This is a genomic window from Streptomyces sp. WMMB303 (genome assembly GCF_029351045.1).
GTDB lineage: Bacteria > Actinomycetota > Actinomycetes > Streptomycetales > Streptomycetaceae > Streptomyces.
Window position 1 is genome coordinate 3,122,569 of the sequence record NZ_JARKIN010000001.1, and the last position, 22,174, is coordinate 3,144,742.

23 protein-coding genes and 1 pseudogene are annotated in these 22,174 nt (G+C 73.2%); 18 read left to right on the forward strand and 6 right to left on the reverse strand.

Going from position 1 to position 22,174, the window contains the following annotated elements; genetic code table 11:
* Positions 1-300: 300 nt before the first annotated feature.
* On the forward strand, positions 301-1,656 hold the full coding sequence (locus tag P2424_RS13935; RefSeq protein ID WP_276476070.1) for an MFS transporter: 1,356 nt from the start codon (positions 301-303) through the stop codon (positions 1,654-1,656).
* 105 nt (positions 1,657-1,761) lie between these two features.
* On the opposite strand, the gene P2424_RS13940 is transcribed toward P2424_RS13935, so the two are convergent.
* On the reverse strand, positions 1,762-1,977 hold the full coding sequence (locus P2424_RS13940; RefSeq protein ID WP_276476071.1) for a DUF397 domain-containing protein: 216 nt from the start codon (positions 1,975-1,977) through the stop codon (positions 1,762-1,764).
* The gene (locus P2424_RS13945) at positions 1,974-2,831 is read right to left on the reverse strand and encodes a helix-turn-helix transcriptional regulator (protein WP_276476072.1); all 858 of its coding nucleotides are present in this window, start codon (positions 2,829-2,831) and stop codon (positions 1,974-1,976) included. Before P2424_RS13945 ends, P2424_RS13940 begins: the two co-directional genes overlap by 4 nt.
* 235 nt (positions 2,832-3,066) lie before the next feature.
* Between P2424_RS13945 and P2424_RS13950 the strand changes: the two genes are divergently transcribed.
* From P2424_RS13950 to P2424_RS14005, 12 genes and pseudogenes are all read left to right on the forward strand, one after another.
* Positions 3,067-3,300, forward strand: a complete 234-nt coding sequence (locus P2424_RS13950; RefSeq protein WP_276476073.1) for a hypothetical protein — start codon at positions 3,067-3,069, stop codon at positions 3,298-3,300.
* Complete coding sequence (locus P2424_RS13955) at positions 3,297-3,524, forward strand: hypothetical protein (RefSeq protein WP_276476074.1); 228 nt, start codon at positions 3,297-3,299, stop codon at positions 3,522-3,524. Before P2424_RS13950 ends, P2424_RS13955 begins: the two co-directional genes overlap by 4 nt.
* Positions 3,521-3,643 carry a hypothetical protein gene (locus P2424_RS13960; protein WP_276476075.1) on the forward strand — a complete coding sequence of 41 codons (123 nt, stop codon included), beginning with the start codon at positions 3,521-3,523 and terminating at the stop codon, positions 3,641-3,643. The genes P2424_RS13955 and P2424_RS13960 overlap by 4 nt, the downstream gene beginning before the upstream one ends.
* Before the next feature lie 178 nt (positions 3,644-3,821).
* The gene (tgmA, locus tag P2424_RS13965; RefSeq protein ID WP_276476076.1) at positions 3,822-4,121 is read left to right on the forward strand and encodes a putative ATP-grasp-modified RiPP; all 300 of its coding nucleotides are present in this window, start codon (positions 3,822-3,824) and stop codon (positions 4,119-4,121) included.
* Between the two features lie 7 nt (positions 4,122-4,128).
* Positions 4,129-5,088: an ATP-grasp ribosomal peptide maturase gene (gene tgmB, locus P2424_RS13970; RefSeq protein WP_276476077.1), complete on the forward strand. Its 960-nt coding sequence runs from the start codon at positions 4,129-4,131 to the stop codon at positions 5,086-5,088.
* Positions 5,085-6,260 carry a methyltransferase domain-containing protein gene (locus P2424_RS13975; protein ID WP_276476078.1) on the forward strand — a complete coding sequence of 392 codons (1,176 nt, stop codon included), beginning with the start codon at positions 5,085-5,087 and terminating at the stop codon, positions 6,258-6,260. Before tgmB ends, P2424_RS13975 begins: the two co-directional genes overlap by 4 nt.
* Before the next feature lie 185 nt (positions 6,261-6,445).
* Positions 6,446-7,161, forward strand: a pseudogene (locus P2424_RS13980) (SDR family oxidoreductase).
* Between the two features lie 98 nt (positions 7,162-7,259).
* Entirely contained in the window at positions 7,260-7,664 is a 405-nt protein-coding gene (locus tag P2424_RS13985; protein WP_276476079.1) for a hypothetical protein, read from the forward strand.
* A 235-nt stretch (positions 7,665-7,899) separates the two neighbouring features.
* A complete protein-coding gene (locus tag P2424_RS13990; RefSeq protein ID WP_276476080.1) occupies positions 7,900-8,562 on the forward strand; it encodes a GPP34 family phosphoprotein in 663 nt (220 codons plus the stop codon).
* Between the two features lie 187 nt (positions 8,563-8,749).
* A complete protein-coding gene (locus P2424_RS13995) occupies positions 8,750-9,238 on the forward strand; it encodes a phage holin family protein (protein WP_276476081.1) in 489 nt (162 codons plus the stop codon).
* Positions 9,235-9,654: a DUF3618 domain-containing protein gene (locus P2424_RS14000; protein WP_276476082.1), complete on the forward strand. Its 420-nt coding sequence runs from the start codon at positions 9,235-9,237 to the stop codon at positions 9,652-9,654. The genes P2424_RS13995 and P2424_RS14000 overlap by 4 nt, the downstream gene beginning before the upstream one ends.
* A 148-nt stretch (positions 9,655-9,802) precedes the next feature.
* The gene (locus tag P2424_RS14005) at positions 9,803-10,351 is read left to right on the forward strand and encodes a GNAT family N-acetyltransferase (protein WP_276476083.1); all 549 of its coding nucleotides are present in this window, start codon (positions 9,803-9,805) and stop codon (positions 10,349-10,351) included.
* Positions 10,352-10,400: 49 nt separating this feature from the next.
* Here the strand turns inward: P2424_RS14005 and P2424_RS14010 are convergent, their stop codons facing one another.
* Positions 10,401-10,901 (reverse strand): YbjN domain-containing protein, encoded by a 501-nt coding sequence (locus P2424_RS14010; RefSeq protein WP_276476084.1) that lies wholly within the window; start codon positions 10,899-10,901, stop codon positions 10,401-10,403.
* Positions 10,894-12,261, reverse strand: coding sequence for a D-inositol-3-phosphate glycosyltransferase (gene mshA / locus P2424_RS14015; RefSeq protein ID WP_276476085.1), 1,368 nt, complete (start codon positions 12,259-12,261; stop codon positions 10,894-10,896). Before mshA ends, P2424_RS14010 begins: the two co-directional genes overlap by 8 nt.
* Positions 12,262-12,458: 197 nt before the next feature.
* Between mshA and P2424_RS14020 the strand changes: the two genes are divergently transcribed.
* The 4 genes from P2424_RS14020 to P2424_RS14035 all read left to right on the forward strand — a co-directional run bounded on the left by P2424_RS14020 (position 12,459) and on the right by P2424_RS14035 (position 16,219).
* A complete protein-coding gene (locus P2424_RS14020) occupies positions 12,459-13,286 on the forward strand; it encodes a class I SAM-dependent methyltransferase (protein WP_276476086.1) in 828 nt (275 codons plus the stop codon).
* Positions 13,287-13,392: 106 nt separating this feature from the next.
* Entirely contained in the window at positions 13,393-13,932 is a 540-nt protein-coding gene (locus P2424_RS14025; RefSeq protein ID WP_276476087.1) for a PadR family transcriptional regulator, read from the forward strand.
* Complete coding sequence (locus P2424_RS14030; protein ID WP_276476088.1) at positions 13,929-14,642, forward strand: ABC transporter ATP-binding protein; 714 nt, start codon at positions 13,929-13,931, stop codon at positions 14,640-14,642. The genes P2424_RS14025 and P2424_RS14030 overlap by 4 nt, the downstream gene beginning before the upstream one ends.
* The gene (locus P2424_RS14035; protein ID WP_276476089.1) at positions 14,639-16,219 is read left to right on the forward strand and encodes an FtsX-like permease family protein; all 1,581 of its coding nucleotides are present in this window, start codon (positions 14,639-14,641) and stop codon (positions 16,217-16,219) included. Before P2424_RS14030 ends, P2424_RS14035 begins: the two co-directional genes overlap by 4 nt.
* Positions 16,220-16,242: 23 nt before the next feature.
* Here the strand turns inward: P2424_RS14035 and P2424_RS14040 are convergent, their stop codons facing one another.
* The gene (locus P2424_RS14040; RefSeq protein ID WP_276476090.1) at positions 16,243-17,514 is read right to left on the reverse strand and encodes a CHAD domain-containing protein; all 1,272 of its coding nucleotides are present in this window, start codon (positions 17,512-17,514) and stop codon (positions 16,243-16,245) included.
* Positions 17,515-17,670: 156 nt separating this feature from the next.
* Entirely contained in the window at positions 17,671-19,929 is a 2,259-nt protein-coding gene (locus P2424_RS14045; protein ID WP_276476091.1) for an RNA degradosome polyphosphate kinase, read from the reverse strand.
* Positions 19,930-20,156: 227 nt separating this feature from the next.
* On the opposite strand from P2424_RS14045, the gene P2424_RS14050 reads away from it, so the two are divergent.
* The gene (locus P2424_RS14050; RefSeq protein ID WP_276476092.1) at positions 20,157-22,100 is read left to right on the forward strand and encodes a helix-turn-helix domain-containing protein; all 1,944 of its coding nucleotides are present in this window, start codon (positions 20,157-20,159) and stop codon (positions 22,098-22,100) included.
* Positions 22,101-22,174: the final 74 nt, after the last annotated feature.

Sequence of the window (22,174 nt, forward strand, 5' to 3'; positions counted from 1 at the left end):
CCCGCGGGCCCCCGGATGTGGCGCACCTCCGCAGTTCACGCGGACCGTATGTGCCTGTGCCACATGGAGCGATCCGCCGACGGCAAGACCGTCTCCCCCGCGCGCCCGGGGCAGACACGGCGCCCCGTACCCCGCACCTGCGGGGTGAACGGGCGCGGCGCCACGTCGATTGACGGCTGCCGTCAATTCGCTGGCGGCCCCCTGAGCGCCCTCGGTAGCGTGCCCGACGCGGTTCAGCCGCTTACGTCTTTCACCGCATACGTCGGTCGCGGCGAGTGCGGGCACACAGGGGGAGCGGTCATGGCCGGGAACGTGTCGTTGAGCAAGGTGCGGCGGGCTGCCGCCGAGAGCGTCGGGGGGCTGCCCCGCCAGTTCTGGTGGCTGTGGACGAGCACCCTCGTCAATCGGCTCGGCGCCTTCGTGGCGACGTTCCTGGCGCTGTACCTGACCCTGGACCGCGGCTACTCCGCCTCGTACGCCGGTCTCGTCGGCGCCCTCTTCGGCCTGGGCGGAGTCGTCTCCTCACTCGGCGCCGGAGTACTGACCGACCGGATCGGCCGGCGTCCGACCCTGCTGGGCGCCCAGTTGGCGACCGCCGTCTCCGTCGCCGCCCTCGGCCTGGTCACGCACCCGGTGGCGATCGCGCTGGTCGCCGCGCTCGTGGGGATGTCCACCAACGCCTCCCGGCCCGCCGTGCAGGCGATGATCGCCGACATCGTCCGCCCCGAGGACCGTGTTCGAGCCTTTTCCCTGAACTACTGGGCCATCAACCTCGGCTTCGCCGTCTCTTCCACCAGCGCCGGGCTCATCGCCCAGTACAGCTACCACCTGCTGTTCTTCGGCGAGGCCGCGATGGTGCTGGCCACCGCGCTGATCACGTTCCGGAAGCTGGCCGAGTCACAGCCCGCCGCGGCCGGCTCCCCGGCGCCCGCCGCCGACCCCGCCCCCGAGACGGTGCGGGACTCCCAGCCCGACGGCAGCAGCGACGTCTCGCTGTGGACGGTGCTGCGCGACCGGCGCTTCATGGTCGTCGTCGCCCTCAACCTGCTGCTGGCCACCCTCATCCAGCAGGCGTTCGTCTCCCTCCCCATCTCCATGGGCGAGCAGGGACTCACCAGCACCGACTTCGGCACCGTCATCGCCCTCAACGGCGTCCTGATAGTCCTCCTCCAACTCCCCCTCACCCGCTTCATCCAGCACCGCGACCCGGCCAAACTGCTGATCGTCTCCGCGCTGCTGACCGGATACGGCTTCGGCCTGAACGCCTTCGCCGCGTCGGCCGCGTTCTACGCCCTCGCCGTCGCCGTCTGGACACTCGGCGAGATGATCAACGCCCCCACCCAGATGGGCCTGGTCGTCCAGCTCTCGCCCACCCACGGCCGAGGCCGCTACCAGGGCGTCTACGCCCTCTCCTGGTCCGTCGCCTCCCTCGGCGCCCCCCTGCTGGGCGGCGCCGTCATCGACCACTTCGGCGCCGACACCCTGTGGACCGCCAGCGCCGCAGTGGGCACCCTCGCCGCCCTCGGCTACGCGCTGCTGCTGCGCGGCATGCGAGCCGAACGTCCCACGGAGACGGTGCGCTCCCCCGCCGAGCCCGCCTCCGCGGGGCCCGCGTCCGCGGAGGCGCCGACGGCACCCCCGGAGCCAGCGGTCTGAGCGCACTTCGGGGTCGCGGCCTGCGCAGCCCTCGAGAGCGCAGGTACTGAAATTCCCCCGCCCCCGCCCCGGTTCCGGGAAGGGCGGGGGCCATCTGTCGTTGACCTACCGGTCGAGCTGACCGTCGACGACCGCGGAAACGAACGCGGACAGCTGATCGCGATTCACCAGCAACGCGGGCCCTTGGGGCGCCTTACTGTCCCGGATCGCGACCGTCTCGGCATCAACGATGCCGCACTCGACGCACTGCGCCCCACTGTCGCTGTACGAGGACGCCCACCAACGGGTGGGAAGAGCGGAGGCATCGTCAACATGCGTCATGTGTTCTTCCTTATCTGTGTAATCAGTTCCGCCGACGCCTCAACCGAGAGCGCTGCGGAGGTCAACCGCTGCCAAGCATCCCGGTGAGCGGCTACCTGCTCGCGTTCCTCGATGTACAGGGCCGAGGTCAAACCTTCGGTATGTACGACGTCGAGATCAGCATGAGAGCCGAACCCGAGAACGGTGAAGCTGCCCAGTTGTCCGACGTGCAGCGGCGCATCTGCGGGCAGCACCTGAACGTTCACGTTCGGGCGCCTACCCATCGCGAGGAGGCGGCTCAACTGCTCGTGCATCACTCCGTCAGCCTCGGAGGTGGACCGTAGAGCCTGCTCGGCGATGATGGCCCACAGCGCGAGCGGGTCCTCGCGCGTCAGGATGGCCTGTCGGGCGAGGCGCACCTCGACAAGCGCATCGACGCGAGCCTCGACCGCCTCAGACATGGCCGTCGCACGAATGATCTCGCGGGCGTACTCGCCGGTCTGGAGCAGACCGGGAATGACTCCGAGCTGCCACGAGGACACCGATTCCGCCTCAGCTTCGAGGCTGATCAGATCCTCGTAGACGGGCGACAGGACGCCTCGGTACGAGTGCCACCAGCCGCGGCGTGCGCCCTCCCGCGTGAGTGTCAGAAGTGCGGCACACACGTCGGGGTCGGACACCTCGTACAGGTCGAGCAGCGCTCTTACATCGTCGGGGCGCACGGCAGTGCGCGCTGTCTCGATGCGGCTCAACTTCGCAGCGTTGAATCGGCCGTCGCTGCGTTCGGCGACATCGTCGAGAGTCCATTCGCGCGCCTCCCGGTACTCGCGAAGCTTCGCGCCGAGTCGTCGGCGTCGCACCGTTGGCGCGCTCATTCGCTCCCCTCCCAGGTCGGGTGTTCAGTCTGCCCGTGCGGTGTTCGCTGACGCTACCCCGGGCCGGGACCCCCCGAGCAGGCATATGCAATCTTGCACGATCGAGTTGATCCTCTTGCATGAATTACTAGTCAAGGAGCACGCTATTCGTAACGGAGTGCACCCAGACCGCAACGGTGTGCACAGCGATGCTGCCTGCTCTCAGCAGGCAGGCACCTGACTGGAGCCACGATCTATGGCCGCACAGACCTACCGCATCGGCGTTTACGTCATCGACCGACGCACGGGCCGCCTCGGCCGTGTCATGGGGCAGGACGGGCCCCACCTCTTACTGCGGCCCCCGCGCGGCGGCACCGAATGGGACTGCCCGCCCGCTGCGGCACGGCTCGCCACCCAGGCCGAGTGCCACGACGCAGGTATCACCGCCAACGGCACCCCGCGCGCACTCCGCCATGGCACCCGCTCGTGAAGCGCGGCACGCTCAGCGTCCAGCCCGGACGGTGCGCCTACTGCGAGACCGACCGGGACGAGACGGTTCAGGTCGCGGTCATCAAGTGCGGCTCCGGCTCCCCTCACGGCCTGCGCATGTGTCTCGCGCACGCCACTCAGTACGCCGTCACCCGCCAGGCTCCGCCGCACCTCGCCGACGAATTGGCGCACCTCTGGCGCGTGCGGGAAGAGCGGACCGAATGATGCGCAGCATCCGGCACCGCGTGATGACCACCTGCGGAATCGCCGGACCATTCCTCCTGCTCACGATCGGCTTCGGCACCGGCTTCACCGTCGCCGCCGCCCTCAGCAGCACCTCATGACTCCCGCCCGCGCCGGAGAGACGCCCCGCGGCACACCCCAGCACCGGCGGGCCGCTCCCCGGCCGACGGCAGTTTCTGACGTACATCGTCGTCGGCCGGGGCACACCAGCGCACCACCCATGGCGACCGACGGGTCAGGGTCGCGACACCTCTACCGGATCTACCGGAAGGCAGGAAGATGCACGCATTGCTCTCACATCCCCGGGAAGCGTTCCCGGTCGCGTCGCAACACGGGCGCATCCCGCACAGCAGTGCCCCGCCGAGCGGCGAGTACTCCCGCCCGTGGGTGCTGCGCTTCGCCCGCGTCCCCGATGCCGCGCAAGCGCTCGTGCGGCCCCCGGCGGTCTACGACAACGAGTTGCAGATGTCCCGCGGCCTGTACGACGGCCCGCTCCCCTGCATGCAGACCCACACCCCGACCGTCCCCGACGGCAGCCCTACGAACCCGCCGCCGCTGGACGAGGGCCCGAAGGACTGATGCCCTCATGCCCGCCGTGCTCGTGATCGCAGCGCAGGACGACTGGCCGACCGACCGCGTCGTCAAGGCACTCACGGACGGTGGTGCGGAGGTGTTCCGGATGGACACCGCGCAGTTCCCGCAAGAGCTGTCCCTCGCCGGGCGCATCGACGCCCGGCGAGGGTGGTCCGGCGGGCTCAGCACCGCACACCGCACCGTCGACCTGGCCGACATCTCCGCCGTCTACTACCGCGCCCCGAACCCCTTCGACCTGCCCGCCATGTCCGACCCCGAGCGCAGGTTCGCCGCCGCGCAGGCCCGCGCCGGTCTCGGCGGCATCATCACCGCACTCGACTGCCGCTGGATGTCCCATCCGGCCGCCATGTCCCGCGCGGAGTACAAGCCGCTCCAACTCGCCACCGCACGCACAGCCGGACTCACCGTGCCCGCAACGCTCATCACCAACAACCCGGCCGCCGTCCGCATGTTCGTCGGTGAGGTGGGAGGCCGGGCCGTCTGCAAGCCGGTGGCAACCCCTGTCTTCATCGAAGGCGATCAGCTCAAGACCGTCTACACCCGCCGTCTCTCCGCAGCGGATCTCGCCGATCTGCGGGGCATCGACACCACCGCGCACCTCTTCCAGGCATGGGTCGACAAGGCCCACGAAGTACGACTCACCGCCGTCGGCGAGCGGCTGTTCGCCGCTGAGATCCACGCCGCCGGCAGCGCTGGACACATCGACTGGCGCAGCGACTACGCCTCCCTCACCTACCAGGCCACCACGGTCCCGGACGCGACCGCAGAGGGCGTGCGACGGTACCTGCGCCGGCTCGACCTTCGGTTCGCCGCCTTCGACTTCGCCGTCACCCCGGACGGCACATGGACGTTCCTGGAAGCGAACCCGTGCGGACAGTGGGACTGGATCGAGCGCGCGACCGGCCTCCCCCTCGCCCAGGCCAACGCCGACGAACTGCAAGGAGCCGCATGAACGACTCGCCTGACAGCGCCCGCCCGCACAGGGAGGCTCTCGTCCACCAGCTCACCGCAGCGGGCGCGATCCGCACCCACCCCTGGGTCGACGCCTTCGCCGACGTTCCCCGCCATCTGTTCGTGCCCCGCTGGTACGAGCAGGAGGCCGACGCGCGCGGGATCACCGTCTGGCGTGAGCGGCAGGCCACCGGCACGGACGCCGACCTCGCCGCCGTGTACCGCGACCAGACCCTCGTGACCGCGCTCGACCCGGCCACCGCCGAACAAGGCGACGAGACGGCATGGACCGGCATTCCCACCTCCTCCAGCACCCTGCCGAGCCTGATGGCCCGCATGCTCGAAGACCTGGCCGTCGAGGACGGACACCGCGTGCTGGAGATCGGCACCGGCACCGGCTACAACGCGGCGTTGCTCAGCCACCGGATCGGCGAACACCTCGTGCACTCCATGGACATCGACCCGGCCCTGGTCGGGACGGCCCGGCAGCGCCTCGCCGAGGCCGGGTTCGTTCCGCAGCTCGCGGTCGGCAACGGCTCGCACGGACACCCTGCCGGCGGCACGTTCGACCGGATCATCGCCACCTGTTCCGTACCGGCCGTCCCCGACGCATGGCTCGACCACAGCGAACCCGGCACACTCCTGCTCACCGACCTCGATCTCGGTATCGAGGGCGGACTTGTCACGCTCCGCGTCGACGGCGGCCGCCGGGCCGTCGGGCATTTCACTGCGACCTGCGGGCGCTTCATGGCCGCCCGCACGGACGCGACCAGCTACCCGGCACCCCAGTGGCCCGACCGGGCACCGACCGCCGACATCCGCCCGACAACGGTCACCGCGGCCGACATCCGGTCCAACTACCCTCTCGGCCTGCTCCTCTCCTTCCACCTGCCCGGCGCCCAGCTCGTCCACCACATCGACGAAGCCGGTGCCCTGGCGCTCCAGCTCCAGCACCCCGACGGCTCCTGGGCTCGCGCACCCCTCGGCGACGACCACACCACCGTCACCCACGGCGGGGTACGGGATCTGTGGCAGCAGGTCGAAGCGGCCTGGCAGTGGTGGAACGAGGCCGGCCGCCCCTCCCAGGACCGGTTCGGGTACGCCCGCGAAGCGGACGGAAACGCCTACGCCTGGCACATCCCCGACGGCACCCGCTGGGACCTGCCCGCATGAGCGTGAGTGCCGAAGGCAAGGACCGGACCCCTCGCGCGGCACCCGGCCACGCCACTCCTGCCGTGCCCGTGCGCCGCGTCCGGGTCAGGTCGCCCGGGCGGCCAGGCTGCGCAGGGTGCGCGTTCCCGCTGCCTGGTACAGGCTGTCCCTGGCAGGGCACTCACGCCCGGAGAAGCATGGTTGCCATGAACGCACGCACAGCTCTGGTCACCGGTGCCAACAGGGGCATCGGCAAGGATATCGCCCGGCTGCTCGCCGCCGAGGGGTTCACCGTGTACGTGGGCTCCCGTGATCCCGCGCGCGGGAAGCGGGCCGCGGCGGAGCTCGGCACCGGGGCCCGCCCGCTGGTCCTCGACGTAACGGATCCGGACGGCATCGAACGGGCCGCGGCTCGACTGGACCGTCTGGACGTACTGGTCAACAACGCCGGCATCTCGCCGTCCCTCGCCCCGCCGACCCAATCCGGCATCGAGGAGTACCGGCGCACATTCGAGACCAACGTGTTCGGGGTGGCGGCGGTCACCAACGCCTTCCTGCCCGCGCTGCGCCGGTCCCCGCGTCCGCGCATCGTCAACGTCTCCAGCGGCACCGCTTCGCTGACCTGGAGCACCTCACCCAATCCGCAGTTCGCCCCGGGCACCGGCGGCGCCGCCGCCTACCGGTCGTCCAGGCGGCCCTCAACGCCCTCACCGTCCTGTACGGACAGACGCTGGCCGAGGACGGCTTCAAGGTCAACGCGCTCGCCCCCGGCCTGCGCGCGACCGATCTCAATCCGCAGGCCGCCGCTGCCGGCGGCGATCCGGCCGAGGCCGCGCAGGGCGCCCTCCACCTGGCCCTGCTGCCGGACGACGGCCCCACCGGCGGCTTCTTCTCCTGGGACGGAACACCCGTGCCCTGGTGAGCGGCCGGGGCGGCGAAGAGGCTCTCCCGTCCACCCTCGTGGTGTTCAATAATGCGCACAGATACGTCACTTGAGTCACACAGGCAACAGGAGCACACATGAGAACACTCGGGCGCGCGCTGCTGGCGGTTCCCGCCGCGCTACTCATCACCGCCGGAACGGCGACCGCGGCAGCCGCCGCGAACGGCACCCCCAGCGGCGCACCGCCGTCGAGCGCCCCGTGCGTGTCGACGTCCGGCGCGAAGGCGTGCTTCGTCGCGAACGGGGACGCGATCTACGTCAAGGACACCAAGGCCAACGGCGACTCGGTCGCGGGCACGCTCAATTCGAGGCTCCCGTCGCACTGGGACCGCCAGTGCTTCAACGCCCGCGGCGCGGCCGCCGGCTGGGTGAAGTGCAGCTTCAACGTGCCGGAGTACGAATGGGCCGACCTGTGGGCGGTCAACAAGCCCTTCATCGGCAGCCAGGCATACACCGGGGTCTACACCAGCCCCATCATCTGAGGCGCGGCCGGTCGGTGGCCGGGCGGGGCGACCTCGCCGGCCACCGGCCGGAGAACAGCCGACAGCGGGCGACCGGCACCACCGTCCGCAGTTCGGCGCATCGGAAGTCCCTTCGGGAAACCGGGGCTTCGAGAAGCTACCTCACACGCATCTCCCTTGCTTCACAGGGTAGTTGGCGCAGGCACGACCGCCCGTACCGTCCGCACGCCGGACCCCACACCCTGGAGAATCACGCATGCCCGCACCCACCTTGGCGGAGGACTTCCTCCAGCTGATCCTCGACGACGACTCCGGCAAGCGGGTCGTCGGCCGCCTGGAGGCCACCCGCGGCCTCGCGGGCGCCGTCCTCGTCGACCTCGTACAAGCGGGGCGAGTGGCGCAGGCCGAGGAAGAGGACGACGAGCGGACCGGACGTTTCGTGGTCCGCGACGCCTCCCCGACCGGGGACCCGGTGTGGGACGAGGCGCTCGAGCGGCTGGGCGACAAGCCGCGCACCGGACGCCGCGCCGTGGAGAAGCTGGTGAAGGGGGCTGAGACCGCGGTACGCGAACGTCTGGTCGAGCGGGGGGTCGTGCGCCAGGAAGAGCCTTCCGTCCTCGGCGTCTTCCCCACGAAACGCTGGCCGGCGTCGGACTCACGGCACGAGGAACAGCTCATGCAGCGCATCGAGAGTGTCCTGGCGGGTGGCGCGGTTCCCGATCAGCGCACCGCCGACCTGATAGCGCTGCTGCATGCCGTTCGGGCGGCGCACAAGGTCATCGACGGTGATCGGAAGACACTGAAGGCGCGTGCCGAGGAGATCGCCGAGGACAACCCCGGCGGGGACGCCGTGCGGCGGGCCGTGCACGCCGTGCGGGCCGTGGTGGTCACCGTGGCCACCAGCGGAGCCGGCGTCTGACACCACCGTGCGCCGCGCCGCGTCCAGGGGCCGACGGCGCACGCTCCGTGACCGGAGACCCCGGCGACCCCCGCGAACCGGGCCTCCGGTCACGGAGCGCTACCGCATAGGCCGGGAAGGCGGGGGTACCGCCGGGGGGAGAGTGACCCGGCACCGGACGCCGAGCAGCGAAAGGCTGGTGCGCACCATGACGACGACGCATGAGGCCCCGACCCGGAGCCCCGAGGCCCCGCCCCGGACGCAGGAGTCCCCGCCGCGCGAGGACGGGCCCCCGCCCCGCAGGGACGCGGTCGGCGAGGAATCGGTCGGCAGGCTGGTACAGCACGCGTCGGAGCAGATCTCCCAGCTGATGCGGCAGGAACTGCAACTGGCGCAGGCCGAGATGCGGCAGAAGGGCAAGCGCTTCGGCCTCGGCGGCGGCATGTTCGGCGGAGCGGGGGTGCTGGGCTTCGTCGCCCTCCAGGCCCTCGCGGCCACCGTCATCGTCGCCCTCGACCTGGTGCTGCCGCTGTGGCTCGCGGCCCTGGTGGTGACCGCCGCGCTGGCGGTGGTCGCGGGGACGCTGGCCGTGCTCGGCAAGGGTCAGATCGGCAAGGCGACGCCGGTGAAGCCCGAGGGGACCGTACAGAGCCTGAAAGCGGATGTCGCCGAGGTGAAGGAGAGGTCGCACCGATGACGCAGAGCCCCCACAGTGACGGTTCCGCACCGAGCCCGGCGGAGCTGCGGGCCCAGGTGGAGGAGACCCGCCGGGAACTCGGCGAGACCGTCGAGGCGCTGGCGGCGCGCGCGGACATCAAGGCACACGGGCAGCGGAAGACCGCCGAGCTGAAGGCGAGAGCGCGGCACGCCGGGGAGACCACCCGCGGCGGCACCCTGCCGGCCGCCGGTGGCGCGGCGCTGATGGCCGCGGCCCTGTTCCTGCGGCACGCCAGGCGGAAGCATGGCGGAGCGCAGTCCTCACCTGCGATCCGGCAGCATGCGGCCGGGGGCAGGCGGCGCCTCGGCGTGCACGGCCACCGAGCAGGTCCGAGAGTCCACCGGCCTGGAGGAGGGAGCACCCGACGGCACCGTCCTGGACAGCGGCCGGCGTGACGTTGCTGTCGCCGGCCCCGCCCTGCAAGGTGCGCTCCGCGCTGCGGCCAGGGTCGCGATCCACCGGCGGCGCCACCATGGTCGTCCACCGCCTGACCGGAACCCGGTGGCCGAGGCCGGCCCGGGGGTACCGGCGTAGGCTGTCCGGGTGCTGAGCTGGCGGCGTCTCGACGAAGGCGACTTTCCGCTGCTGCGGGCCTGGTTGGCGCAGCCGCATGTGGCCCGCTGGTGGCACCACGAGACCTCACCGGAGGCGGTGGCACGGGATTTCGGTCCCGCGGCCCGCGGTGAGGAGCCGTCCGAGGACTGGCTGGTCCTGCTCGACGGCAGGCCGCTGGGTCTGGTGCAGCGGTGCTTCCTGGCCGACTACCCGGACTGCCGGGCCGAGTTGGCGACGGTCACCGAGGTGCCCGGGCGAGCGCTGACCCTCGACTACCTGATCGGGGAACCCGGACTGACCGGTCGCGGCCTCGGGCCCGAGTTGATCCGTTCCGCTCTCGGCCGGGCGTGGACGGACCACCCGGATGCCACCTGTGCCGTGATCCCGGTACAGGCCGCCAACCGGCCGTCCTGGCGAGCCCTGGAGAAGGCAGGGCTGCATCGGGTCGCCGAGGGCGAGCTGACCCCGGACAATCCGGCCGACGACCGTCGCCACATCATCTATCGCATCGACCGGCCGGCAGCCGGACCGGCTTGAGCGGCCGCCTCGACTGCGGCTCGGGTACGGCGCGGTGGCGCGCCCGTGCTCATCCCTCGCGTTCGGTCAGGTGCGTGAACGCGTCCAGGTTCCGGGTGGACTCGCCGCGCGCGGTGCGCCAGGCGTACTCCTTGCGGATGGCGTCGGCGAAGCCCATCTCCAGGAGGGTGTTGAAGGAGCCGTCGGCGTTCTCCAGGACGCTGCCGAGCAGGCGGTCGACCTCCTCGCCGGTGACGGAGGCCAGCGGCAGCCGTCCGACGAGGTAGATGTCGCCGTGCCCGTCGATCGCGTAACCGACGCCGTACAGCTTGGTGTTGCGCTCCAGGAGCCAGCGGTGCACGGCGGCGTGGTTCTCGTCCGGGTTGCGGACGACGAAGGCGTTGACCGAGAGGGAGTGCGCGCCGACCGCCAGGGAGCAGGTGGTCTGCAGCTTCCGGGTGCCCGGGAGCGTGACGACGTACGTGCCCTCCGCCGGGCTCTCCCACTCCAGCTCGGCGTCGTTCAGTGTCCGCTCGATCGCCGCACGTGCCGCGGCAGCAACGTCACCCATGCGGCGATCGTAGGCGACGGCGCCGCTCCTGCAACGCGGCGGCGTACACCTCGGCGGTGGACCCGGCGGCGGCGGCCCAGCCGAAGCCCTGCGCGTGCCGGGCGGCGGCGGTGCCGAGCCGGTCCGGGAGGTGCGGGTCGTCGGCGAAGCGGCGCAGGGCGCGGGCGTACTCGGCGGGGTCGTGTCCGGCGACCAGGTAGCCGCTGACGCCGTCCCGCACGGCGACCGGGAGCCCGCCGACGGCGGCGGCCACCACGGGGGTGCCGCACGCCTGGGCCTCGACGGCGACCAGCCCGAAGGACTCGCTGTAGGACGGCATGACCAGCACGGAGGCGGCCCGGTACCAGTCGGCGAGCTGTTCCTGGCCGACCGGGGGGCGGAAGGCGACCAGGTCGGCGATGCCCAGCCGGGCGGCGAGCTTCTGCAACCCTTCCGGCTTGGCGAGCCCGCTGCCGCTGGGCCCGCCCACCACGGGCACCACCATCCGGCGGCGCAGCGAGGGGTCCTCGTCCACCAGCCGGGCGACCGCGCGCAGCAGCACGTCGGGGGCCTTGAGCGGCTGGATGCGGCCGGCGAAGAGGGGGATGAGCGCGTCCTGGGGCAGGCCGAGCCTGGCCCGGGCGGCGGCGCGGCCGTCCGCGGGCCGGAAGCGGTCGAGGTTGACGCCGGGGTGGACGACGGCGGTGCGGTCGCGGGGTGCCTCGTAGTGGTGGACGAGGTCGCCCGCCTCCTCGTCGGTGTTGGCGACCAGGCGGTCGGCGGCGCGCACGATCTGGGTCTCGCCGATGACGCGGGCGGGCGGCTCGGGGGTGTCGCCGTCGGCGAGGGCGGCGTTCTTGACCTTGGCCATGGTGTGCATGGCGTGCACGAGTGGCACGCCCCAGCGCTGGGCCGCCAGCCAGCCGACGTGCCCGGACAGCCAGTAGTGGGAGTGCACCAGGTCGTAGTAGCCGGGCCGGTGACCGGCCCACACCTGCATCACTCCGTGCGTGAAGGCGCACAGTTGCGCGGGCAGCTCCTCCTTGGAGAGGCCCTCGTAGGGGCCGGCGTCGATGTGCCGCACGAGGACGCCGGGGGCCAGCTCGACGGTGGGAGCCAGGGTGCCGGTCGTGGCGCGGGTGAAGATCTCGATCTCGGTGCCCTGTGCTGCGAGCTGCCGCGCCAGTTCGACGATGTAGACGTTCATGCCGCCCGCGTCGCCGGTGCCCGGCTGGTGGAGCGGAGAGGTGTGGACGCTGAGCATCGCCACCCGGCGGGCCCGGCGCGGGCCGGTCAGGCGCAGCAGCGGGGGCCTGGACTGGTGCGGGAGGGCGGAGCGTCCGCCGCGCCGCTGACCGAGCCGGGACACGTGGTGGCTCACGGTTCCGATGCCTCCTCCGTTGCGGACGGTGCGGTCCGGGACACGGTGCGGTACGAAGTCGCGGCAGCCGCGACCCGGCCACGCGCGGCCCGGGTGCGAGAACAGCGAAAAGGTTGCTCCGTCTTCCCTCTTCACGGTCGAATTTGCCGAACTGTGACAATCGGCTCGGTTCTCGGGGCCCGCGTATCCTCGCCCTCATGCCGCCGCGTCCCCCCGTACCGTCCCGTCCAGTCGGTACGGTCACCCGCGGGACGACCAACCCGAACCGGCTGCGCCGGATGGACCGCTGGATCGCCGCCGCGCACGGCCCCGCACTCCGCCGCTCCCCCGCCCCGCCCGTCGCCGTCGACCTCGGCTACGGCGCGGCGCCCTGGACGGCCGTCGAACTGCTGGAGCGGCTGCGCGCGGTACGCGGCGACGCGCGGGTGTACGGCGTCGAGATCGACCCGGCGCGGGTGGCCGCCGCGCACCCGTACGCGCGCCCGGGCCTGGCCTTTGTCCGCGGCGGCTTCGAACTGCCCGTCGGCGGGGGCCGCGGGCTGACACTGATCCGCGCGGCGAACGTGCTGCGCCAGTACCCGGAGGCGGAGGTCGTCCCGGCGTGGCGGCGGCTGTGCGCGCGGCTGGCGCCGGAAGGACTGCTGGTGGAGGGCACCTGCGACGAGATCGGGCGCCGCCATGTGTGGGTGGCGCTCGGTCCGGAGGGCCCGCGGACGGTGACCTTCGCAGCCCGCCTGGCCACCCTGGCGGCCCCCTCCGACCTGGCCGAACGGCTGCCGAAGGCGCTCATCCACCGCAATGTGCCCGGCGAAGGGGTGCACGCCTTCCTCACCGACTTCGACCGGGCCTGGGCCACCGCCGCCCCCTACGGCGCCCTCAGCGCCCGCCAGCGCTGGATCCGCGCCGTACGCGCCCTCGCCGCGGACTGGCCGCTGGCCGACGGGCCCCGCCGCTGGCGCCAGGGCGAGGTGACGGTCCGCTGGAGCGCCCTCGCCCCGCACACCACGCCGAGCACCTTCCGCTGACGCCCGCGGCCGGGTCGAGAGCGGGCCCGGACCTCTGACACATCGCCGAGAACCGGTGACGGTGCGCACTTGACCCCCACTATTCATTGAGAGAATAGTGGGGGTCATGTCCACCGCAGCTCACGTGTTGCTCGCCCTGCTCGCCGCCGGACCGCTACACGGGTACGACCTGAAGAAGGCCCATGACCTGCGCTTCCCGAAGGCGAAGCCGATGGCGTTCGGCCAGGTGTACGCCACCTTGGCGCGGCTGGAACGGGACGGGCTGGTCGAGCAGGTGGGCACCGACCGCGACGGCGGGCCCGACCGGACGCTGTTCGCGCTGACCGACGCCGGACACGGGGCACTGGGCACCTGGCTGGCCGCAGTCGAGACCCCGGCCCCGTACGTGAGCTCCGACCTGCTCGCCAAGGTCGTCGTGGCGCTCCTGGTCGCCGATCCCGAACAGGCCCGCACCTGGCTGAGCGCCCAACGCCGGGCGCACACGGCGCGGCTGCGGGAACTCACCGCCCTCAAGGCGGATCCGGCGACCGGCCTCGGCGACGTGATCGCCGCCGACTTCGCCCTCACCCACCTGGACGCCGACCTGCGCTGGATGCAGACCACGCTGGAACGCGTCACCGACCTCCACCGGGAGATCCACGGATGACAGTCCTGCAAGCACGCTCCGTCGTGAAGTCCTACGGCCCCACGCCGGCGCTGCGCGGCGTCGGACTCGAACTGGCCGAGGGGGAGGTGCTGGCCGTCACGGGGCCGAGCGGCTGCGGCAAGTCCACCCTGCTGCACTGCCTGTCCGGCATCCTGCAACCCGACTCGGGCGAGGTCCGATACCGCGGCAGGCCGCTGAACGCGTACTCGGAGGCCGACCGGACCCGGCTGCGCCGTACGGAGTTCGGCGTGTTGTTCCAGTTCGGCCAGCTCGTGGCGGAGATATCAGCGGCGGAGAACGTCGCGCTGCCCCTGCTGCTCACCGGACGCAGCCGCGCCGAGGCCCGCACGGCGGCACTCGGCCAACTCGACCGCCTCGGCGTGGCGGACGCCGCCGAGGCCCGGCCGGGACAGCTCTCCGGCGGCCAGCAGCAGCGCGTCGCCGCAGCGCGTGCGCTGGTCACCGAACCCCGGGTGCTCTTCGCGGACGAACCGACCGGCGCCCTCGACCAGCTCGCCGGGGAGAAGCTCCTGGGCGAACTGGTCCGCACGGCCCGCGAGCGGGGCAACAGCGTCCTGCTGGTCACCCACGCCCCGGTCGTGGCCGCCTACGCCGACCGGGAAGTCGTCCTCCACGACGGCGTCGTCGACCCCAGCGGACTCGGCACCGGGCGACTCGGCACCGGCGCGGGGACGGGGACTTCGCTGTGAGCGCCGTCCTGGAGATGCGGCCCGCGGTACTGCTGCGGCTCGCCCGCGCCGGAACCCGCACGGACACCCTCCGGGTCGTCCTCACCGCGGCGGGTGCGCTGCTGGGCACCCTCGCCCTGCTCGCCGCGCTGACGGTGGCCGCCATCGGCACACCCCTCGACGTGACCGCGGGCTCCCGCGCGCAGTCGGACCAGTACAGCAGCCTGCTGCTGCGGCAGCCGGGACTGCGGCCCGGGGTGTGTCTCGCGTTCGGTCTGCTGACCCTCCCGGTACTGGCGTTGGCCGGACAGTGCGCCCGCATCGGAGCACCCGCCAGGGACCGGCGGCTGGCCGCGCTGCGGCTGGCCGGAGCGACCCCCCGGCAGAGCACCGCCGTCGTCGCCACCGAAACCGGGCTCGCGGCCCTGCTGGGCGCCTGCGCGGGCTTCGCCGTCCACTTCGCGCTCCGGGCCGCCCTCGACGAGCCGAACGCGGACGGCCGGCTGCCGCTGCCCACCGATGTGCTGCCCCACCCCGCCGGTATGACCGCGGTTCTGCTCGGAATCCCCCTGCTCAGCGCGGCGAGCTCCGCCGTGCTGACGCGCCGGGTCGTGGTGAGCCCCCTGGGGGTGACCCGCCGCGCCCGTACGCGGGCCCCCCGCCCGTGGCCGGGGCTCCTCCTGCCGGCCGCGGCGGCGGCGTTCACCGGGGTGGGCGCGCTGCGCCCGGAGGAAAGCGGCCGGCCGGGAACGGACTCCGTCCTCGTCGGGGGCGGGCTGCCGCTGCTGCTCCTGCTCGTCGGCGGCGTGTGCGCCGTGCTCGGGCTGGTACTCGGCACCGCCTGGATCTCCCACACCGCCGGCCGGATACTCCACCGCTTCGCCCGCCGCGCCCCGGCCCTGCTCGCCGCGCGGCGGCTGACCGCGGACCCCTGGCACGGCAGCCGCACCCTCTCCGCCTTCCTGGCCTGCGCACTGGTCGGCGCCGGTGCGGCGGCCGTCCGCGCCACCTTCTCGGCGCTGTGGGACGCGGAGACAGCGGCGGCGCGCTACGAAGCGCGCGCCGGAGTCGACGACCAGGCACTCACGAGAGCCGATCCGTTCTACCTCGACTCGATGTTCCTGGTGGACATCGCTGTCGTCACCGCTGCGGTGATCGCAGTCGGCGGACTGCTGGTCGCGCTCGCCGAGGCCGTCGCAGCCCGCAGGCGCACCCACGCGGCGCTGCTCGCCTCCGGGGTGCCCAGGAGCGTGCTCGCCCGGGCGACCCTGTGGCAGACCCTCGCCCCCGCGGTACCCGCCGTTCTCCTCGCCCTCTCGCTGGGTGCCGCCCTGGGCCGCGGCGTCATGGGCCGCCAGGCCGCGGCCGGCGGACACCGCTTCCGCGCGTGCGTGGCCGCGGACGGCTGCCCGGACGCACTCACCGAGGCCAACAGCAAGGCGGTCGCGATACCCGAGATGGTCCGCACCGCCCAGATCCCCTGGGCCGAACTGGCCCTCCAGGCCGGTGGCGCACTGGTCCTGCTGCTCGCCGCGACCGCGGGGGCCCTGCTCTTCCTGCGTTCCACCGCGACCGTCGAGGAGCTCCGCACCCAGTGAGCCGAACGGCGCCGCCGCCCGCCTCAGGAGGGGGCACCCTCCGGGTGGGTGCGGGTCCAGTGCCGGCCGAAGGTGAAGCGGGCGGCCTCGACCTCGTGGCGCTGGTCGGCGTGCAGGACGCCGAGGGCGTAGGCGGTGGCGGGCGCGATGCGGGGGGTCGCGGCGGCGGAGGCGGCAGCGGCTGCCGCGGCGGCGGCCTCGTGGTGCCGCTCCAGGGCCTCGCCCGCCGGGCGGAGCCGCGGGTCGGGCACCGCGTGCGGGCCCAGCACCTCCTGCGCGTAGCGGTGCACCCGCAACAGCACCCGGACGTGGTCCCAGGCAGCGTCCTGGCGTGCCTCGGTGCCCAGCGAGCGGGAGAGGCCGTCGGCGTTGTACGGGGCTCCGGCGCGGGAGAGCGGAAGCGCGGCGACGGCCTCGTCGAGCCGGCGGCGTGCCTGCTCGGCCGACGGCGTGAGCACCGCCGCCGGCCGGTCGGCGTCACCGCCCGGGCGGAACGGTGTCTCGGAGGCCAGCAGCGCCACCGCGTCGGCGACCGCGTGGAACCGGGCCGAGCCCAGCGCCTGGAGCGCGGCCGAGTGGGCGCGGGTGCGGGCCAGGGTGAGCCGGCGCTCCAGCAGGGCCCCGGCGCGGGCCGCTCCCACCGGCAGGGCACCCCGCTCGCGGGTGGCGGCACCGCCCCCGGCGGCTCGCCGCCCGCCGCCCGGGGAGCCGGGGGTCCGGCCGGCCGCCTCGGCGGATGCCGGGTCGGTGCCCTCGCCCCGGCCCGCCGCGCCGCTCGCCAGCCGGTGCAGAGCGAGCGACAGCCGCTCCAGCCGGTCCGCGCAGGCGTACTCGCGGGCCACCACCCCGGCCAGCCAGCTCAGTTCGGTGCGCAGATTGTCGGCCCAGACCGGGTCGAGCAGCGAACGGTAGGTGACGAGCACCCCGTTCATCCGGCGGGCGGCGGAGCGGAGGACGCCGACGGACGCGGCAGCCCGGGCGGGATCCGCCGCACCGGCCGTCCCGCCGGGGCCGGCTCCGGCACTTCCCGCACCGGCGCCGGTGCCCGGCGCGTGGGTGCGCAGCCCGCGGAGGAACTCCGCGGCGCGCTCCTGGAGATAGCCGCCCAGCACCTCGGCAGCCGTCCCGACGGGCGCCGCCCCCGGGCCCGCGGGCACCGTGGCCGCCCCCGGGGCTGCCTCCGCTGCCCGGTCCACGGCCGGATCTGCCGCCGTGCCCCCGGCCGCCCCGGCGTGCCGCGGGGGCTCCCGCGTGCCGCGCCCGGACTCGACGACCACGTCCCGGCTCCGTCCCATCACGTCCCCTTCCGCGCACCGCGCACGTTGTCCCCACCGTCCCCACCGTCCCCACCGTCGCCACCAGCCGCACCGGCCGCCCCGCGCGGGTGCGGCGGTGCGCATCCGCGTCGCCGCATCCCCCTCAGCCCTCCGACCACCACGCGACGCCGCACGTCACGTCGCGGCCGGACCACGTTTCCGCCGCCGCCCCTCGATCAGCATTTCCTGCACGTTCGCCAGTCGCTGCCCGCCGTCCTCCTCGGCGGCCCGGGCGTGCCGCGTCCACACCCCGTCCGGTCCCAGATGCCAGGAGTCCGTGGCGTCCGACATCCCGGTGACCAGCAGCCGGTCGAGCGAGGCGCGGTGCCCGGGATCGGTCACCCGCACCAGCGCCTCGATCCGCCGGTCGAGGTTGCGGTGCATCATGTCGGCGCTGCCCAGCCACACTTCCGGCTCGCCGCCGTTCCGGAAGGAGAACACCCGCGAGTGCTCCAGGAACCGGCCCAGCACGCTGCGCACCCGGATGTTCTCGCTCAACTCCGGTACGCCGGGCCGCAGCGCGCAGATGCCGCGCACCCATACGTCCACCGGCACGCCCGCAGCCGAGGCGCGGTAGAGGGCATCGCACACCGTCTCGTCGACGATCGAGTTGACCTTGATGCGGATGGCGGCCTCGCGCCCGGCCCGGTGGTGCTCGATCTCCCGCTGGATCCGGGCGACGAGTCCGTCCCGCAGGGAGCGCGGGGCGACCAGCAGCCTGCGGTAGGTCTCCCGCCGCGAGTAGCCCGACAGCCGGTTGAACAGGTCGGACAGGTCCGCGCCGACCTCTTGGTCGGCGGTCAGCAGCCCCAGGTCCTCGTAGAGTCTGGCTGTCTTGGGGTGGTAGTTGCCGGTGCCCACGTGCGCGTACCGGCGCAGCACCTCGCCCTCCTGGCGCACCACCAGCGACAGTTTGCAGTGGGTCTTCAGTCCGACCAGCCCGTAGACGACGTGGCACCCCGCCTCCTCCAGCTTCCGGGCCCACTTGATGTTGGCCTGCTCGTCGAAGCGCGCCTTGAGTTCGACCAGGACGAGCACCTGCTTGCCGGACTCGGCGGCGTCGATGAGCGCGTCCACGATGGGCGAGTCGCCCGAGGTGCGGTACAGCGTCTGCTTGATGGCCAGCACGTCCGGGTCGGCGGCGGCCTGCTCCAGGAACGCCTGCACGGAGGTGGAGAACGAGTCGTAGGGGTGGTGCAGCAGTACGTCGCGGCGGCGCAGCGCGGCGAAGATGTCGGGCGCCGAGGCCGACTCGACCTCCGCGAGGTCCCGGTGGGTACCGGCCACGAACTTCGGATACTTCAGCTCCGGCCGGTCCATGGCGGCGACGATCCCGGACAGCCCCGTCAGGTCGAGCGGCCCGGGCAGCGGGAAGACCTCCGACTCGCCGACCTTCAGCTCCCGGATGAGCAGGTCCAGGACGTAGGGGTCGATGGACTCCTCGACCTCCAGGCGCACCGGCGGGCCGAACCGGCGCCGCATCAGCTCCTTCTCCAGGGCCTGCAGGAGGTTCTCCGCGTCGTCCTCCTCGACCTCCAGGTCCTCGTTGCGCGTCACCCGGAACATGTGGTGCGCGAGCACCTCCATCCCCGGGAACAGCTCCTCCAGGTGCGCGGCGATCACGTCCTCCAGCGGCACGTAGCGCTGCGGCGACGCCTCCAGGAACCGCGGCAGCAGCGGCGGCACCTTCACCCGCGCGAAGTGGTTGTGCCCGCTGACGGGGTTGCGGACGACCACCGCCAGGTTGAGCGACAGCCCCGAGATGTAGGGGAAGGGGTGGGCCGGGTCGACGGCCAGCGGGGTCAGCACGGGGTAGATCTGCTGCCGGAAGAGGGTCAGCAGCCGGGCCTGCTCCTTGTCCGTGAGCTCCGCCCAGCGCAGCAGGTGCAGCCCCTCGGCGGCCAGCGCGGGGGCGATGTCCTGCTGGTAGCAGGCGGCGTGCCGCTCCATGAGCTCCCGCGCGCGCTCCCAGATGCCCTCCAGCACCTCGCGCGGCTTGAGCCCCGCCGCGCTGCGGGTGGCCACGCCGGTCGCGATCCGGCGCTTGAGGCCCGCGACGCGGACCATGAAGAACTCGTCCAGGTTCCCGGAGAAGATCGCCAGGAAGTTCGCCCGTTCCAGCAGCGGCGTCTTCAGGTCCTCGGCGAGTTCGAGCACCCGTTCGTTGAAGGCCAGCCAGCTGCGCTCCCGGTCCAGGAAGCGGTCGGCGGGCAGGCCGACGGCGGACTCGTCGTCCAGCCGGTCTCCGCCGCCCTCGTACACGTCCGGGTCGGAGTCGAGGTCGGGGTCCAGGCCCAGGCCGGGGCCGGCCCCCGGGACGCTGCCGGGTTCGGTGGGTGAGCTGAGGCGGTGGGCCGCGATCGAGCCGACCGGGGACTGCGGCTGCTGGGTCATACCGCCATTGTCGATGCTCTCTGCGAGGGAGGACCGGGCCATTCCGCGAGGCTCGCACGCGAGTTTGAATCAATGGTTACGCCGACATGGCATCGCGGGGTGCCGCGGATGGCCTGCCGGGGCGGGCCGCCGGCGAAACTCCTCCGCTCCAGGGAGGTCCCGGAAGCGGCTTTGGCGGTTACCATCCCCACACCCTCACCCGACTTTTCCCCCTTTGCGGCTCCCCCATGCTGAACCTCCGCCACCTGACCACCGGCCCCCACCCGGTCCTGCGCTCCCCGGACTCCCCGGGCCGCCCCGGCCGTCCGGAGCGGCCGGGCTCCTCCGGCCCACCCGAACCGGCCGTCGGCGGCACCCCGGCACCGACGACCGCGCAGCACATCGACGACGCCGTGGCCTGCGATGCGCGCTGGCGACTGCCCGCGGACGCGCCCCGGATGCGGGCAGGGCTGGCCGTTCTGCCCACCGGCCCCGAGGGGGCGGTGCCGGACTGCGCCGCCACGGCGCTGCGGGAACTCGTCCGCGCGGGCGTGATCGCGGTGGTGCTCGCGCCCGCAGCGGCCCCCGCCGGCCAGGAGGCCGCCACAGCGGCAGGGGTGCAGGCCCTCGTGCCCGCAGAACCCTGGGACGCCGAGGAGACCCTGCGCCGCGTGCTGCGGAGACAACTGGCGGCCGAGCGGGAGAACGCCCGCTCCACCGCACAGGTGCTGGCCCTCGCCGCGTCCGCGCTGGAGCGGACGGAGGGACCGGCGCGACTGCTGCGGCAGGTGGCCGCTGTCATCGGCGGTCCGGTGACCCTGGTCGAGCCGGGGCACCCCGAATGGGAGCGGCTGGCCGCCGAGCAGCGCCGGGCCCTGGAAGAGGTGCGGTGCGGGCGGCTCCACTCGGCTGCCGTGCCGTTCGGTGACCAGGAGTTGGTGCTGCACCCGGTCGGAGGCGACCGGCCGCACCGGGTGCTGGCCGCGCTGCGTTCCGGTGGCTGGCCGCCGCACCTGCGACAGCTGCTGGCCCACACGGCGGGGCAGGTGGCCTTGCTGGACCGCGCGATGCGGCACCACCGGGACCGCGAGGTGCTGCGTACCGCCCTGCGGGGCGTACGGGTGTCCGTGCTGCAGTACCTGATGCTGGGGAACTGGGAGGGCGCCGTACGGGTCGCCGAACCGCTGGCCCGGCTGGGCGCCGCCGAGTACGGCGTCGGCGAGGTGCTGGCCGCCGCACGCGGAGTGGTGGCCGTGGTGCAACGCGCGCCGCGGGAGGACCGCGAGCAGACCGCCGCGGCCTGCGAACAGGCCGTGGGCGACGGGGGGCTGGTCGTCCTGTGTCCCGCGGATCCACGGCACGTCATCGTGGTGCTTCCGCAGGACCCGGACGGCAGCACACCGGTGGCGCTGCTGCACCCGGTGGTGGGACAGCGGCCCGGACGTCTCGCCGGGGTCTCGGGGCCCCTGCCCTGGTCGCAGACCGGCCTGGCCTACGAGGCCGCGGTGCGGGCGCTGACAGCCGCGCGGGACGACCCGGAGGGCATCGTCCGGGACGCCGGCGCTTCCTCGCTCCTGGCGTCGCTCTCCCCGCGGGCACGTGTGTGGGCCCACCAGGTCTGTGCCGGACTGCGGAAACTCACCGAGGAGCAGCGCTCGCAGGCGGTACCGACCGCCCGCCGCGCGCTGTCCTACGGAGCGCTGCGCGCGGGCCGGCTGCTCGGCGTCGACCGCACCACGGCCAACAAGCGGCTCCGACTGGTACTGGAGGCGATGGGGCTCGACCACCGGCAGGTCGCACACCGTGCGGTGGCCGACCTCGCCTTCCAGCTCGCCGATCTGCCGCTCCCGCCGGACCTCGCACCGCAGGCGGCTCCCGAGCTGCGGGTGCTGCTGCGGGAGTCGCCGGTCGTGGACCGGGCTACGCGCGAGCTGACCGTACTGGAGCAGGCGGACGACCCGGCGCCGCTGCTGGCCGCCTGGCTCACGCACAACTGCCACGCGAGCGCGACGGCAACGGCGCTGGGAATGCACCGGAACACCCTCGCGGCCCGGCTCTCGGCGCTGGGCGCGCTGCTGCGGCTGCCGCTGGGCGAGCAGGGAGCAGCGCCTCACCAGGTACTGTTGCTGATGGTGTCCGCAGGCCGACTCCCGGTCACCGTCGTACCCGATCCGGCGAGGCCGGGGAGCTGAGCGGCGAACCGGAACGGGCGCCTCACATGCACAGCCGCCCGCCTCGAATGCCTACGGCGCGGTGGCGGCCGGTG

Excerpts from the sequence above, each read along its gene's own strand:
- P2424_RS13935 (WP_276476070.1), top strand. The coding sequence starts at position 301 with ATGGCCGGGAACGTGTCGTTGAGCAAGGTGCGGCGGGCTGCCGCCGAG.
- P2424_RS13940 (WP_276476071.1), bottom strand. The coding sequence starts at position 1,977 with ATGACGCATGTTGACGATGCCTCCGCTCTTCCCACCCGTTGGTGGGCG.
- P2424_RS13945 (WP_276476072.1), bottom strand. The coding sequence starts at position 2,831 with ATGAGCGCGCCAACGGTGCGACGCCGACGACTCGGCGCGAAGCTTCGC.
- P2424_RS13950 (WP_276476073.1), top strand. The coding sequence starts at position 3,067 with ATGGCCGCACAGACCTACCGCATCGGCGTTTACGTCATCGACCGACGC.
- P2424_RS13960 (WP_276476075.1), top strand. The coding sequence starts at position 3,521 with ATGATGCGCAGCATCCGGCACCGCGTGATGACCACCTGCGGAATCGCC.
- tgmA (WP_276476076.1), top strand. The coding sequence starts at position 3,822 with ATGCACGCATTGCTCTCACATCCCCGGGAAGCGTTCCCGGTCGCGTCG.
- tgmB (WP_276476077.1), top strand. The coding sequence starts at position 4,129 with ATGCCCGCCGTGCTCGTGATCGCAGCGCAGGACGACTGGCCGACCGAC.
- P2424_RS13975 (WP_276476078.1), top strand. The coding sequence starts at position 5,085 with ATGAACGACTCGCCTGACAGCGCCCGCCCGCACAGGGAGGCTCTCGTC.
- P2424_RS13985 (WP_276476079.1), top strand. The coding sequence starts at position 7,260 with ATGAGAACACTCGGGCGCGCGCTGCTGGCGGTTCCCGCCGCGCTACTC.
- P2424_RS13990 (WP_276476080.1), top strand. The coding sequence starts at position 7,900 with ATGCCCGCACCCACCTTGGCGGAGGACTTCCTCCAGCTGATCCTCGAC.
- P2424_RS13995 (WP_276476081.1), top strand. The coding sequence starts at position 8,750 with ATGACGACGACGCATGAGGCCCCGACCCGGAGCCCCGAGGCCCCGCCC.
- P2424_RS14000 (WP_276476082.1), top strand. The coding sequence starts at position 9,235 with ATGACGCAGAGCCCCCACAGTGACGGTTCCGCACCGAGCCCGGCGGAG.
- P2424_RS14010 (WP_276476084.1), bottom strand. The coding sequence starts at position 10,901 with ATGGGTGACGTTGCTGCCGCGGCACGTGCGGCGATCGAGCGGACACTG.
- P2424_RS14020 (WP_276476086.1), top strand. The coding sequence starts at position 12,459 with ATGCCGCCGCGTCCCCCCGTACCGTCCCGTCCAGTCGGTACGGTCACC.
- P2424_RS14025 (WP_276476087.1), top strand. The coding sequence starts at position 13,393 with ATGTCCACCGCAGCTCACGTGTTGCTCGCCCTGCTCGCCGCCGGACCG.
- P2424_RS14030 (WP_276476088.1), top strand. The coding sequence starts at position 13,929 with ATGACAGTCCTGCAAGCACGCTCCGTCGTGAAGTCCTACGGCCCCACG.
- P2424_RS14040 (WP_276476090.1), bottom strand. The coding sequence starts at position 17,514 with ATGGGACGGAGCCGGGACGTGGTCGTCGAGTCCGGGCGCGGCACGCGG.
- P2424_RS14045 (WP_276476091.1), bottom strand. The coding sequence starts at position 19,929 with ATGACCCAGCAGCCGCAGTCCCCGGTCGGCTCGATCGCGGCCCACCGC.
- P2424_RS14050 (WP_276476092.1), top strand. The coding sequence starts at position 20,157 with ATGCTGAACCTCCGCCACCTGACCACCGGCCCCCACCCGGTCCTGCGC.